11 protein-coding genes are annotated in these 12,423 nt (G+C 74.0%); all 11 read left to right on the forward strand.

Annotated elements, in window-relative coordinates:
• Positions 1–5 precede the first annotated feature (5 nt).
• Entirely contained in the window at positions 6–1,562 is a 1,557-nt protein-coding gene (bchB, locus tag DT057_RS16440) for a ferredoxin:protochlorophyllide reductase (ATP-dependent) subunit B (protein WP_128563184.1), read from the forward strand.
• Positions 1,537–5,265 (forward strand): magnesium chelatase subunit H, encoded by a 3,729-nt coding sequence (locus DT057_RS16445; protein WP_128563185.1) that lies wholly within the window; start codon positions 1,537–1,539, stop codon positions 5,263–5,265. Before bchB ends, DT057_RS16445 begins: the two co-directional genes overlap by 26 nt.
• Positions 5,262–6,170: a ferredoxin:protochlorophyllide reductase (ATP-dependent) iron-sulfur ATP-binding protein gene (gene bchL / locus DT057_RS16450; protein ID WP_128563186.1), complete on the forward strand. Its 909-nt coding sequence runs from the start codon at positions 5,262–5,264 to the stop codon at positions 6,168–6,170. The genes DT057_RS16445 and bchL overlap by 4 nt, the downstream gene beginning before the upstream one ends.
• 52 nt (positions 6,171–6,222) lie before the next feature.
• Positions 6,223–6,939: a magnesium protoporphyrin IX methyltransferase gene (gene bchM, locus DT057_RS16455; RefSeq protein WP_128563194.1), complete on the forward strand. Its 717-nt coding sequence runs from the start codon at positions 6,223–6,225 to the stop codon at positions 6,937–6,939.
• Positions 6,936–8,375 (forward strand): BCD family MFS transporter, encoded by a 1,440-nt coding sequence (locus DT057_RS16460; RefSeq protein ID WP_128563187.1) that lies wholly within the window; start codon positions 6,936–6,938, stop codon positions 8,373–8,375. Before bchM ends, DT057_RS16460 begins: the two co-directional genes overlap by 4 nt.
• A gap of 17 nt (positions 8,376–8,392) precedes the next feature.
• Positions 8,393–9,181, forward strand: coding sequence for a photosynthetic reaction center subunit H (puhA, locus tag DT057_RS16465; RefSeq protein ID WP_128563188.1), 789 nt, complete (start codon positions 8,393–8,395; stop codon positions 9,179–9,181).
• Positions 9,178–9,819 carry a photosynthetic complex putative assembly protein PuhB gene (gene puhB / locus DT057_RS16470; RefSeq protein WP_238313785.1) on the forward strand — a complete coding sequence of 214 codons (642 nt, stop codon included), beginning with the start codon at positions 9,178–9,180 and terminating at the stop codon, positions 9,817–9,819. The genes puhA and puhB overlap by 4 nt, the downstream gene beginning before the upstream one ends.
• A 17-nt stretch (positions 9,820–9,836) precedes the next feature.
• Positions 9,837–10,289, forward strand: coding sequence for a photosynthetic complex assembly protein PuhC (puhC, locus tag DT057_RS16475; protein WP_128563189.1), 453 nt, complete (start codon positions 9,837–9,839; stop codon positions 10,287–10,289).
• Entirely contained in the window at positions 10,289–10,585 is a 297-nt protein-coding gene (locus DT057_RS16480; RefSeq protein WP_128563196.1) for a hypothetical protein, read from the forward strand. Before puhC ends, DT057_RS16480 begins: the two co-directional genes overlap by 1 nt.
• Entirely contained in the window at positions 10,582–11,643 is a 1,062-nt protein-coding gene (gene acsF / locus DT057_RS16485) for a magnesium-protoporphyrin IX monomethyl ester (oxidative) cyclase (protein WP_128563190.1), read from the forward strand. Before DT057_RS16480 ends, acsF begins: the two co-directional genes overlap by 4 nt.
• A gap of 4 nt (positions 11,644–11,647) precedes the next feature.
• Positions 11,648–12,423 (forward strand): putative photosynthetic complex assembly protein PuhE (gene puhE, locus DT057_RS16490; RefSeq protein WP_162501424.1); only part of this gene is annotated, 776 nt, incomplete at its 3' end.

Below are 12,423 nucleotides of genomic sequence, written 5' to 3' on the forward strand. Positions count from 1 at the left end.
GCGCGATGCAGCTCACGGTCTGGACCTACGAGGGACCGCCCCATATCGGGGCGATGCGGGTCGCCACGGCGATGCGCGGCCTCCACTACGTCCTGCACGCCCCCCAGGGCGACACCTACGCCGACCTGCTCTTCACGATGATCGAGCGGCGCGACGCCCGCCCGCCCGTCACCTACACGACCTTCCAGGCCCAGGACCTCGGCCGCGACACCGCCGAGATCTTCAAGAACGCGGTGCGGGAGGCCTACGCGCGCTTCCGGCCCGAGGCGATGATCGTCGGCGCCTCCTGCACGGCCGAGCTGATCCAGGACGACCCGGGCGGGCTCGCGCGGGCCCTCGACCTGCCGATCCCGGTGGTGCCGCTGGAACTGCCGGCCTACCAGAAGAAGGAGAACTGGGGCGCCTCCGAGACCTTCTACCGGCTCGTGCGCGCCCTCGCCCGCCCGCCGGCCGGCCGCGCACCCGGGGCGCGCCCGGACCGCGCGCCCGGGGCGCGCCCGACCTGCAACATCCTCGGCCCGACGGCGCTCGGCTTCCGCCACCGCGACGACCTGCGCGAGGTGCAGGACCTCGTCGGGCGCCTCGGCATCGGGGTGAACGTGGTGGCGCCCCTCGGCGCCTCGCCCTCCGACCTCGGGCGGCTCGGGGAGGCGGACTTCAACGTCGTGCTCTACCCGGAGGTGGCGCGCAGCGCCGCGCAGTGGCTGGAGCGCACGTTCGGCCAGCCCCTCGTGGACGTGGTGCCGATCGGCGTGAAGGCGACCGTGGCCTTCGTCGAGGCGGTGGCGGCGGCGGCCGGCGTCGATCCGGGCCCGGTCCTCGCCGGCGCGCCGTCGCGCCTGCCCTGGTACACGCGCTCGGTCGACTCGACCTACCTCACGGGCAAGCGCGTCTTCGTCTTCGGCGACGCCACCCACGCCCTGGCGGCCGCCCGGGTGGCCCGCTCCGAGCTCGGCTTCACGGTGGTGGGCCTCGGCACCTACGGCCGCGAATTCGCCCGCGAGGTGCGGGCGGAGGCGCAGAGCCACGGGATCGAGGCGCTGATCACCGACGACTACCTCGACGTCGAGGCCGCCATCGCGGCCTGCCAGCCGGAGCTCGTCCTCGGCACCCAGATGGAGCGCCACGTCGCCAAGCGCCTCGGCATCCCGTGCGCGGTGATCTCGGCGCCGATGCACGTGCAGGATTTCCCGGCCCGCCACTCGCCGCAGATGGGGTTCGAGGGCGCCAACGTCCTGTTCGACGCCTTCGTGCACCCCCTGATGATGGGCCTGGAGGAGCACCTCCTGGCGATGTTCCGGGACGACCCGGAATTCCACGACGGCGTCGCGCCCTCGCATCTCGGCGGGCAGCCGAGGCCGGAGCCCGCCGCCGCGCCCGCGCCCGCGCCCGCCGCGATCACGGTGGCGTGGGCGGCCGACGCCGAGAAGGAGCTGAGGAAGATCCCGTTCTTCGTGCGGGGCAAGGCCCGTCACAACACCGAGCGCTTCGCCCGCGAGCGCTCGCTCCCGCTCATCACCCTCGAGACCCTGTACGATGCAAAAGCGCATTTCAGCCGCTGACGCCGGCAGGGCCCTGCCGCCGCTGCGCGTCGTCATCGTCACGCTCGACAACCACCTCGCGGGGGCGGTGGAGCGCGCCCGCGCGGTCCTCGCCCGCGAGGCCCCGGGCCTGACCCTCGGCTTCCACGCCGCGGCCGAGTGGGACACCGACCCGGACGCCCTCGAGGCCTGCCGGGCCGACATCGCCCGGGCCGACATCGTGCTCTCGGCGATGCTGTTCATGGACGAGCACGTCCGCGCGGTGCTGCCGGCCCTCCTGGCGCGCCAGCCCGGTTGCGACGCGATGGTCGGCTGCCTCTCGGCCGGCGAGGTGGTGCGCACCACCCGCCTCAACCGCTTCGCCATGGACGGCTCGCAGCGCGGGGCGCTCGACTTCCTGAAGCGCCTGCGCGGCAAGCCGGGCACGAAGCCCGGCCAGAGCAGCGGCGCCCGGCAGATGGCGCTCCTGCGCCAGATCCCCCGCATCCTGCGCTTCATCCCGGGCTCGGCCCAGGACGTGCGGGCCTACTTCCTGACGCTGCAATACTGGCTCTCCGGCTCGGACCGGAACGTCGTCAACCTGGTGCGCTTTCTCGCCGGGCGCTACGCCGCCGGGCCCCGCGCCGGCTGGCGCGAGGCCCTGAAGGCCGAGGCCCCGGTCGCCTACCCGGAGACCGGCCTCTATCACCCGCGGCTGCCGGGCCGCGTCGGCGAGCGGGCCGACCGGCTGCCGCTGCCGCAGGGCCCGGTCCGCGGCCGGGTCGGCCTCCTGCTGATGCGCTCCTACGTGCTCGCCGGGAACACCGCCCATTACGACGGGGTGATCGCGGCCCTGGAGGGCCGGGGTCTCGCGGTGGTGCCGGCCTTCGCCAGCGGCCTCGACAACCGCCCGGCGGTCGCGCGCTTCTTCCTCCGGGACGGGCGGCCGGCCATCGACGCCCTGGTGTCGCTCACCGGCTTCTCCCTCGTCGGCGGGCCGGCCTACAACGACGCCCCGGCGGCGGCCGCCATGCTGGAGGGGCTCGACGTCCCCTACCTCGCCGCCCAGGCGGTGGAGTTCCAGACCCTCGAGCAGTGGGAGGCCTCCGAGCGCGGCCTGTCGCCGGTCGAGGCCACCATGATGGTGGCGATCCCCGAGATCGACGGCGCCACCTCCCCGATGGTGTTCGGCGGCCGCTCCAGCCGCTCGGGCACCGGGAACGCCCGCGACATGAGCGTGCACCCGGAGCGCGCCGCGATGCTGGCCGCCCGGGTCGGTCGCCTCGTCGCCCTGCGCCGGCGCCCGAAGGCCGAGCGCCGGGTCGCCGCGGTGCTGTTCAACTTCCCGCCCAACGCCGGCGCCACCGGCACCGCGGCCTTCCTGTCGGTGTGGCACTCCCTCCACAACACCCTGAAGGGCCTCGCCGCCGACGGCTACACGGTCGAGGTGCCGGCGAGCCCCGAGGCCCTGCGCGAGCGCGTGCTCGTCGGCAACGCCCTCCGGTACGGCGCCCCCGCCAACGTCGCCCACCGCGTCCCGGCCGACGAGCACGTGCGCCGCGAGCGCTGGCTCGCCGAGATCGAGGCGCAGTGGGGCCCCGCGCCCGGCCGGCACCAGAGCGACGGGTCCTCGCTGCTCGTGCTCGGCGCGCAGTTCGGCAACGTCTTCGTCGGGGTGCAGCCCGCCTTCGGCTACGAGGGCGACCCGATGCGGCTCCTGTTCGAGAAGGGGTTCGCCCCCACCCACGCCTTCTCGGCCTTCTACCGCTACCTGCGCGAGGATTTCCGCGCCGACGCGGTGCTCCACTTCGGCACCCACGGCGCGCTCGAGTTCATGCCCGGCAAGCAGGCCGGGCTCGCGGCCGGCTGCTGGCCCGACCGCCTCATCGGCGACCTGCCGAACATCTACCTCTACGCCGCCAACAACCCCTCGGAGGGCACGCTGGCCAAGCGCCGCTCGGCCGCGACGCTCGTGAGCTACCTGACGCCGAGCCTCGCCCAGGCCGGCCTCTACCGCGGGCTCGTCGAGCTGAAGGGCTCGGTCGAGCGCTGGCGCGCCCTGCCGCCCGAGGACGCGGCCGAGCGGCGCAGCCTCGCGGGCCTGATCCAGGTCCAGGCCGCCGCCCTCGACCTCGCCGAGGCCGAGCCCCGCTTCCCGGACCCGGAGGCCCGCATCGCGGCCCTCACCGGGGCGCTGATCGAGCTGGAGCACACGCTGATCCCGCACGGCCTGCACGTCGTGGGCGAGGGGACGCCGGCGCCCGAGCGCGTCGACCTGCTGCACGCGCTCGCCGAATCGGCCCACGGCCTGAGCGTGGCGCGGGCCGGGATCGAGGCGCTGGTGGCGGGGGCGGGCCCCGACGACGCCCTCGCGGCGGCGGGCCTCAGCCCCGGCGACGCGACCCGCGCGGCCTTCCGGAGCCTCGCCGAGACCGACCGCCTCCTCGCCCGGGACCACGAGATCCCGGCCCTGCTGCGGGCCCTCGACGGGCGCTTCATCGCCCCGGTGGCCGGCGGCGACATCCTGCGGGCGCCCGCGATCCTGCCGACCGGCCGCAACCTGCACGGCTTCGATCCCTACCGCATCCCGAGCGCCTTCGCGCTCGCCGACGGCCGCGCCCAGGCGGCGCGCCTGCTCGCCCGCCACGAGGCCGACGGCGCGCGCTACCCCGAGAGCGTCGCCCTGGTCCTGTGGGGCAGCGACAACCTCAAGAGCGAGGGCGCGCCCATCGCGCAGGCCCTGGCGCTGATGGGCGCCGCCCCCCGCTTCGACGGCTACGGCCGGCTCTGCGGCGCCAGCCTGATCCCCCTCGAGGCGCTCGGGCGCCCGCGCATCGACGTGGTGGCGACCCTGTCGGGCATCTTTCGCGATCTGCTGCCGCTCCAGACCCGGCTCATCGCCGAGGCCGCCTACCTCGCCGCCACCGCGGACGAGCCCGTGGAGCAGAACTTCGTGCGCAAGCACGCCCTCGCCCACCAGGCGGCGCACGGCATCGACATCGAGACGGCGGCCCTGCGGGTGTTCAGCAACGCCGAGGGCGCCTACGGGGCCAACGTCAACCACCTCGTCGACAGCGGGCGCTGGAGCGACGGGGAGGAGCTCTGCGAGACCTTCTCGCGGCGCAAGGGCTTCGCGTACGGGCGCTCCGGCAAGGCAGAGCCGCAGCGGGCGCTGATGCGGACGGTGCTCTCGGGCGTCGACCTCGCCTACCAGAACCTCGACTCGGTCGAGGTCGGCGTGACCTCGGTCGACCACTACTTCGACGGGCTCGGCGGCATGGCGCGGGCCGTGGCCGAGGCCCGCGGCGCCAAGGTGCCGGTCTACATCAGCGACCAGACCCGGGGCGAGGGCCGGGTGCGCTCCCTCGCCGAGCAGGTGGCGCTCGAGACCCGCACCCGGATGCTCAACCCGAAATGGGTCGAGGGCATGCTCGGCCACGGCTACGAGGGCGTCCGCCAGATCGACGCCCACCTCACCAACACGGTCGGCTGGTCCGCGACCACGGACCAGGTCGCGCCCTGGATCTACCAGCGCATCACCGAGACCTACGTGCTCGACGCGGCGATGCGCGAGCGCATGGCGGCCCTCAACCCGGCCGCCTCCGCCAAGGTCGCCCACCGGCTGATCGAGGCGCATCGCCGCGGCTTCTGGACCCCCGACGCGGCGACGCGCGACGCGCTCGACCGCGCCGAGGAGGAGCTGGAGGACCGCCTCGAAGGCATCACCGCGGAGGCTGCCGCATGAACATCGCGATCCGAAACCCCGTTGCGGCCCGGCCCTCCGGCGATCGCCGCGCCGAGGGAAGCCTCCAGGTCGAGCTCGACCCCGACATCCGCATCGAGACCGCGAAGGTCTTCGCCGTCTACGGCAAGGGCGGCATCGGCAAGAGCACCACCTCGTCGAACCTCTCGGTCGCGTTCTCGAAGATCGGCAAGCGGGTGCTGCAGATCGGCTGCGACCCCAAGCACGACTCGACCTTCACGCTGACGAAGCGCCTCGCCCCCACGGTGATCGATGCGCTCGAGGCGGTGCAGTTCCACTCGGAGGAGCTGCGCGTCGAGGACTTCGTCGCCGAGGGCTACAACGGCGTCATGTGCGTCGAGGCGGGGGGACCGCCCGCCGGCACCGGCTGCGGCGGCTACGTCGTCGGCCAGACCGTGAAGCTCCTCAAGGAGCACCACCTGCTCGAGGACACCGACGTGGTGATCTTCGACGTGCTCGGCGACGTCGTCTGCGGGGGCTTCGCCTCGCCGCTCCAGCACGCCGACCGGGCGCTCGTCGTCACGGCCAACGACTTCGACTCGATCTTCGCCATGAACCGGATCGTGGCGGCGATCCACGCCAAGGCGAAGAACTACCCCGTGCGCCTGGGGGGCGTCATCGCCAACCGCTCGGCCGACACCGACGAGATCGACCGCTTCAACGACGCGGTGGGCCTGCGCCGCCTCGCCCATTTCCGCGACCTCGACGTGGTGCGCCGCTCGCGCCTCAAGAAGGCGACGCTGTTCGAGATGGACCCCTCGCCCGAGCTCGTCGCGGTGCAGAACGAGTACCTGCGGCTCGCCGAGGAGCTCTGGGCCGGCGTCCCGCCCCTCGAGGCCACGCCGATGAAGGACCGCGACCTGTTCGAGTTCCTGGGCTTCGACTGACCGCGTCCTTCGGGGAGACTTCGTGACCGACGGCATCCTGGGGCTTCGACCGATGACCAGCACCACCTACGCGGCGCGCCGCTCGCAGCTCGAGACCTACTTCGACCGCACCGCCGTCGAGGCCTGGGCCCGGCTCACCTCCGACGCGCCGGTGAGCCGCATCCGTGCCACCGTCCGGGCCGGGCGCGACGCCATGCGGGCCGAGCTCCTCTCCTGGCTGCCCGCCGACCTCACGGGCCGGCGCCTGCTGGATGCGGGCTGCGGCACGGGGGCGCTCGCCGTCGAGGCGGCCCGGCGCGGGGCCGCGGTCGTGGCGATCGACGTCTCGCCGACCCTCGTCGGCCTCGCCCGCGAGCGCACCGCCGGGCTCGGCCTCGCCGGCCGCCTCGACTTCCGGGTCGGCGACATGCTCGATCCCGGCACCGGGACCTTCGACCACGTCGTGGCGATGGATTCCCTGATCCACTACCGCTGCCCCGACATCGTTCGGGCCCTGGCCGCGCTCGCCGAACGCACCGGGGAATCGCTGCTGTTCACGGTGGCGCCCCGCACCGCGCTCCTCACGGCGATGCACGCGGCCGGCCGCCTGTTCCCGCGCGGCGACCGGGCCCCCGCCATCGAGCCGGTGGGCGAGGGCGCCCTGCGCCGCCGCCTCGCCGGCGAGCCGCGCCTCCGGGAATTCCGCGTCGCCCGGACGCGGCGGGTCAACAGCGGCTTCTACCTCTCCAACGCCCTGGAGCTGCGCCGCCCCCGGGCCGGGCGGCCATGAGCGCCGCCGGCAGCCTCGCCCGGGCGCTCGGCCGGCTCGGGCCGCGCTTCCTGCCCTTCGCGGACGCCGCGACGGCGGAGCTGCCGCTCGGGCGCCTCCTGCGGCTGTCGCTGTTCCAGGTCACGGTCGGCATGGCGGCGGTGCTGCTGATCGGCACCCTCAACCGGGTGATGATCGTCGAGCTCGACGTACCGGCCTGGATCGTCGCCGTGATGCTGTCCCTGCCGCTCCTGTTCGCGCCGTTCCGGGCGCTCGTGGGCTTCCGGTCCGACACCCACCGCTCGGTGCTGGGCTGGCGCCGGGTGCCCTACATCTGGTTCGGCACGCTGCTGCAGTTCGGCGGGCTCGCCATCATGCCGTTCGCCCTCCTGATCCTGTCGGGCGACACTACGGGCCCGGCCTGGATCGGGCAGGTCGCCGCCGCGCTCGCCTTCGTGCTGGTGGGGGCGGGGCTCCACACCACCCAGACCGTCGGCCTCGCCCTCGCGACCGACCTCGCGCCGGCCCACGCGCGGCCCAGGGTGGTGGCGCTCCTCTGCGCGATGCTGCTCGCCGGCATGATGGCGAGCGCCCTGATCTTCGGCCTCGCCCTCGCGAACTTCTCCCCGATCCGGCTGATCCAGGTCATCCAGGGCGCGGCGCTCGCCACGATGCTGCTCAACGGCATCGCCCTGTGGAAGCAGGAGGCCCGCGACCCCGGCCGCTCCGTGCGCGGGCCGCGCCAGGATTTCCGCTCGGCCTGGGGGATCTACGCCGGGCCCGGCCCGGCCCGGCGCCGCCTCGTCGCCACCGGCCTCGGCACCGCGGCCTTCAGCATGCAGGACATCCTGCTCGAGCCCTACGGCGGCCAGATCCTGCACCTGACGGTCGGCGCCACGACGGCGCTGACCGCGATGCTCGCCATCGGCGGCGGCGTCGGCCTCGCGGCGGCGGCGCGCTGGCTCAACCGCGGCGGCGACCCGTTCCGGGTCGCGGCGGCCGGCGCGGTCGTGGGCATCGCGGCGTTCTCGGCGGTGGTCTTCGCGGCCCCCCTGGCCTCCGGCGCCCTGTTCACCTCGGGCGTGACGCTGATCGGCCTCGGCGGCGGCCTCTTCGCGCACGGCACGCTCACGGCCTCGATGGCCGGCGCGCCGGCCGACGAGACCGGGCTCGCGCTCGGCGCCTGGGGCGCCGTGCAGGCGAGCGCGGCGGGGCTCGCCATCGCGGCGAGCGGCATCATCCGGGACGTCGGCTCCGCCCTCGCGGTCCAGGGCCGCCTCGGGGAGGCCCTGAGCGACGCCTCGATCGGCTACCTCGTCGTCTATCACATCGAGATCGCGCTCCTGTTCGCCACCCTGGTGGCGATCGGGCCGCTGGTCCGGCGGGCCCCCCCGCCGGAGGTCCGGCGCGAGAGGGCGACCGACACAGCTCCCGTCCTCGTCAACCTGCCGGGCTAGTGGAGAGGAGATCCGCCATGCCGAAGGGCGCCATCACCAGCTACATCGACGTCGCACAACTCGTGCTCTACGCCTTCTGGTTGTTCTTCGCCGGGCTGGTATTCTACCTGCGCCGGGAGGACCGGCGCGAGGGCTATCCCGTCGAATCCGAGGTCACGGGCGGTCTCAAGAGCTGGGACTTCCTGCTCATGCCCGATCCCAAGGAGTTCCGCATGGCCGACGGCAAGACCGTGCTGGTCCCGCGGCCCGACGAGGGCCCGGTCGGTGCCCTCGCGGCGGTCAAGCGCGAGGTCTGGCCCGGCGCTCCGATCGAGCCCACCAACGCCGCGCCCGAGCGCCTGCGCGACGGCGTCGGCCCCGGCGCCTACGCGCACCGCACCGACACGCCCGACCAGACCTGGGAGAAGCACGACCGCATCGTGCCGCTGCGGGTCGCGACCGAGTTCGTGGTCAATGCCCGGAGCACCGACCCGCGCGGCATGCGCGTCGTCGGCGCCGACCGGACGACGGTCGGCACGGTCGCGGACGTCTGGGTGGACCGCGGCGAGTCCCTGCCGCGCTACTACGAGGTCGCGCTGTCCGGGACGGAGCCGGCCCGCAGCGTGCTGCTGCCGGTGGTGTTCGCCAACGTCTCGACCGGGCGTGACGCCGTGGTCTGCGACGCGCTGCTCGGGGAGCAGTTCGCCGACGTCCCGGCGACGCGCAGCCCCGACAGCGTGACCATCCTGGAGGAGGAGCGCATCGCGGCGTTCTTCGGCGCCGGCACGCTCTACGCCACGCCCGGACGGATGGAGGCGCTGCTGTGAGGCAGGAGCCGCTTCCCCGCGGGCTGCCCGCCCCCCTGCCGGAGGGCGAGCGCCTCCTCTGGCAGGGCCGCCCGACCGTGATGGGCCTCGCCCGCCGAGCCTTCCACGTCGACCTCGTGGCGGCCTACTTCGCGCTCCTCGCGCTGTGGGGCACCGCGGCCGGGACGGGCCCGGCGGGGGCGCGCCTGGCGGGCGTCGCCGCCACCCTCGAGATCGGCGCGGCGGCGCTGGCGATCCTCGTCGGCCTCGCCTGGCTCTCGGCCCGCACCACGACCTACACGCTGACCGACCGGCGGGTGCTGCTGCAGATCGGCATCGCCCTCTCGCTCACGGTCAACCTGCCGCTCAGGGAGATCGAGGGGGCCGCCCTGCGGCGCTTCGGCGACGGCACCGGCGACGTGCCCCTGCGGCTGCGCGCGGGCACGCGCCTCGCCTACCTGCATCTGTGGCCGCACGCCCGGCCCTGGCGCCTGAGCCGGCCCGAGCCGCTGCTGCGCTCGCTGCCCGACGCCGCCGTGCTGGCGACCCGCCTCGCGGCGGCCCTGGCGGCGGCCCACGGCCAGGCCCCGCAGGCCGTCGCGGCGGCGGACGCGGCCCCGGACCTCCCGGGCCGCCTCGCCGCGGCCCATCCCGTCTGACGATCGAGGAGCACGCGATGCCCGAGCACACCACGCCGGTGCCGCGCACCCAGGTCCTGCGGGCCGGCGGCCTCCTCGTCTTCGCCCTCGCGGCCGTCGCCGTCGGCCGGGTCGGCGACGTCGGGGTCACCCGCCTGCCCGAGGCGCGGGCCGTCGAGAGCCTCGACATGACCGTCGCGGACCGGGCCGACGGCGCCATCGCCATCAGCGACGCCCGCGACGGGCGCCTCGTCGCCACCGTGGCGCCGGGCACGGACGGGTTCGTGCGGGCGACCCTGCGGGTGCTGGCCCAGGGCCGCCTGCGCGAGGGCTTCTCGCGCGAGCCGCCGTTCCGGCTCACCCGCTGGGACAACGGCACGCTCTCGCTCGACGACACGGCGTCGGGCCGGCGCATCAGCCTCGAGGCCTTCGGGCCCACGAACGCGGGGGCCTTCGCGCGCCTCCTGGAGCAGGGGAGGGGGGCATCGTGATCGGATTCTTCGGGAGACGCCGCGTCGAGGTGCCCTGCACGGTCGAGATCGAGCAGACGCCCGAGAGCCTGCACGCCCACGTCACCCTCGACGGCGGGCTCCAGCCCGGGCCCGGGGACGAGGTCACGGTGCACGACGCCCCCACCTCGGTGCCCTACGGCGAGCGGCTGGTGGTCCGGCGCACCGCGACCCTGGTGCGGGCCGGCTGGGCCGAGCGGCTCTGGACCCGCCTCGCCGGCCACTTCGAACTCACCGAGCTCTACGAGGTCAGCTTCTCGGAAAGGACACGGCTATGACCGCCACCGCGCAGCGCACCCTGAACGAGAGCACGCGCAACGCCCAGGAGACGACCTTCCTGAGCCCGCGCTTCTACACCACCGACTTCGCCGAGCTCGACCGCACGAACGTCGAGCCGGTGCGGGCCGAGTGGGACGTCCTCATCGCCGAGATGAAGGCCGACCCGAACAAGCGCCACTTCGTGCGCAACAGCGATTTCGACCTCGACCTCTCGGGGCTGGAGCCCGAGCTGCGCAAGGAGTTCCTGGACTTCCTCGTCTCCTCGATCACCGCCGAGTTCTCGGGCTGCGTGCTCTACGCCGAGATGCGCAAGCGCGCCCAGAACAAGGACATCCGCGAGCTGTTCGGCCTGATGAGCCGCGACGAGGCCCGCCACGCCGGCTTCATCAACGACACGCTCAAGGATTTCGGCGTCGGCGTCGACCTCGGCTTCCTGACCAAGGCCAAGAAGTACACCTACTTCCGGCCCAAGTTCATCTTCTACGCGACCTACCTGTCCGAGAAGATCGGCTACGCCCGCTACATCACGATCTACCGTGAGCTGGAGCGCCGGCCGGAGAACCGCTTCCACCCGATCTTCAAGTGGTTCGAGAAGTGGTGCAACGACGAGTTCCGCCACGGCGAGGCCTTCGCGCTGCTGATGCGCGCCAACCCCAAGCTGCTCTCGGGCATCAACTACTACTGGATCAAGTTCTTCCTGCTGGCCGTGTTCTGCACCATGTTCGTGCGCGACCATTGCCGGCCGGCCTTCCACAAGGCGCTCGGGATCGATCCGACCGAGTACGACTACCAGGTCTTCGCCATCACCTCGGAGATCTCGCGCCAGGTTTTTCCGCTCACCCTCGACCTCGACAGCCCGGCCTTCCGGGCGGGCCTCGAGCGCCTGCTCGCCTGCTCGCGGGCGATCGCCGACGCCCGGGCGCAGGGCGGCCTGGCGGGGCGGCTCAGGCACGCCGCGCAGGTCGGCCTCGCGGGGCTCACCTTCGCCCGCCTGATGCTGCTCCCGGCCCGCAAGAACCCGATGCCGGCGCAGATCCGCCTGAGCCCGGCCTGGTAGCCGCATGTCAGCCTACGCCCCGCCGATCCTCTACGCGGTCCTGATCTGGTGGCTCTCGACCGGGGTGATCCTCTGGTTGAACCACCGGCCCCGGCGCACCCACGCGTGGAGCTTCGGGGCCCTGAGCCTCGGGCTCGCCGGGGCGCTCGCGGCGATCGCCCGCACCGCCGACGACGCCACCGAGGCGGGCGCCTACGCGGCGTTCACGGCGGCGCTGGTGATCTGGGGCTGGCAGGAGATGGCCTTCTACATGGGCTACATCACCGGCCCGCGCCGCCGCGCCGCCGACCCGGCGGCGCGGGGACCGGCGCGCTTCGTCCAGGCCGCCGCCACGAACCTCTGGCACGAGGCGGCGATCGTCACCGGGGCGCTCGCCATCCTGTGGCTGACCCGCGGGCAGCCCAACCGCATCGCCCTCTGGACCTACCTCGTCCTGTGGGGGATGAACCTGAGCGCCCGCCTCAACCTCTTCCTCGGCGTGCGCAACCTCAACGCCGAGTTCCTGCCCGAGCACCTGAGCTACCTCGGCGGCTACTTCGCCCGGGCGCCGATGAACCGGCTCTTCCCGGTCTCCCTCGGCCTCGGCACCGCCGCCCTGCTGTGGCTGCTGCACCCGGCGGTCGTCGGGGAGGTGCCGGCCCACCGGCTGGCCGGACACACCATGGTGGCGGCCCTGATGGGGCTCGCCATCGTCGAGCACGGCTTCCTGATGCTGCCGCTTCCCTCCGCGGCCCTCTGGGGCTGGGGGCTGCCGGCCGCCGCCGGGGTGCCGGCCGCCGC

This window comes from Methylobacterium crusticola (assembly GCF_003574465.1).
GTDB lineage: Bacteria > Pseudomonadota > Alphaproteobacteria > Rhizobiales > Beijerinckiaceae > Methylobacterium > Methylobacterium crusticola.

What these genes read in the sequence shown, in the direction of transcription:
- bchL (WP_128563186.1), top strand. Translation starts at nt 5,262, where the DNA reads ATGAACATCGCGATCCGAAACCCCGTTGCGGCCCGGCCCTCCGGCGAT.
- bchB (WP_128563184.1), top strand. Translation starts at nt 6, where the DNA reads ATGCAGCTCACGGTCTGGACCTACGAGGGACCGCCCCATATCGGGGCG.
- puhC (WP_128563189.1), top strand. Translation starts at nt 9,837, where the DNA reads ATGCCCGAGCACACCACGCCGGTGCCGCGCACCCAGGTCCTGCGGGCC.
- puhA (WP_128563188.1), top strand. Translation starts at nt 8,393, where the DNA reads ATGCCGAAGGGCGCCATCACCAGCTACATCGACGTCGCACAACTCGTG.
- bchM (WP_128563194.1), top strand. Translation starts at nt 6,223, where the DNA reads ATGACCAGCACCACCTACGCGGCGCGCCGCTCGCAGCTCGAGACCTAC.
- acsF (WP_128563190.1), top strand. Translation starts at nt 10,582, where the DNA reads ATGACCGCCACCGCGCAGCGCACCCTGAACGAGAGCACGCGCAACGCC.
- DT057_RS16460 (WP_128563187.1), top strand. Translation starts at nt 6,936, where the DNA reads ATGAGCGCCGCCGGCAGCCTCGCCCGGGCGCTCGGCCGGCTCGGGCCG.
- DT057_RS16445 (WP_128563185.1), top strand. Translation starts at nt 1,537, where the DNA reads ATGCAAAAGCGCATTTCAGCCGCTGACGCCGGCAGGGCCCTGCCGCCG.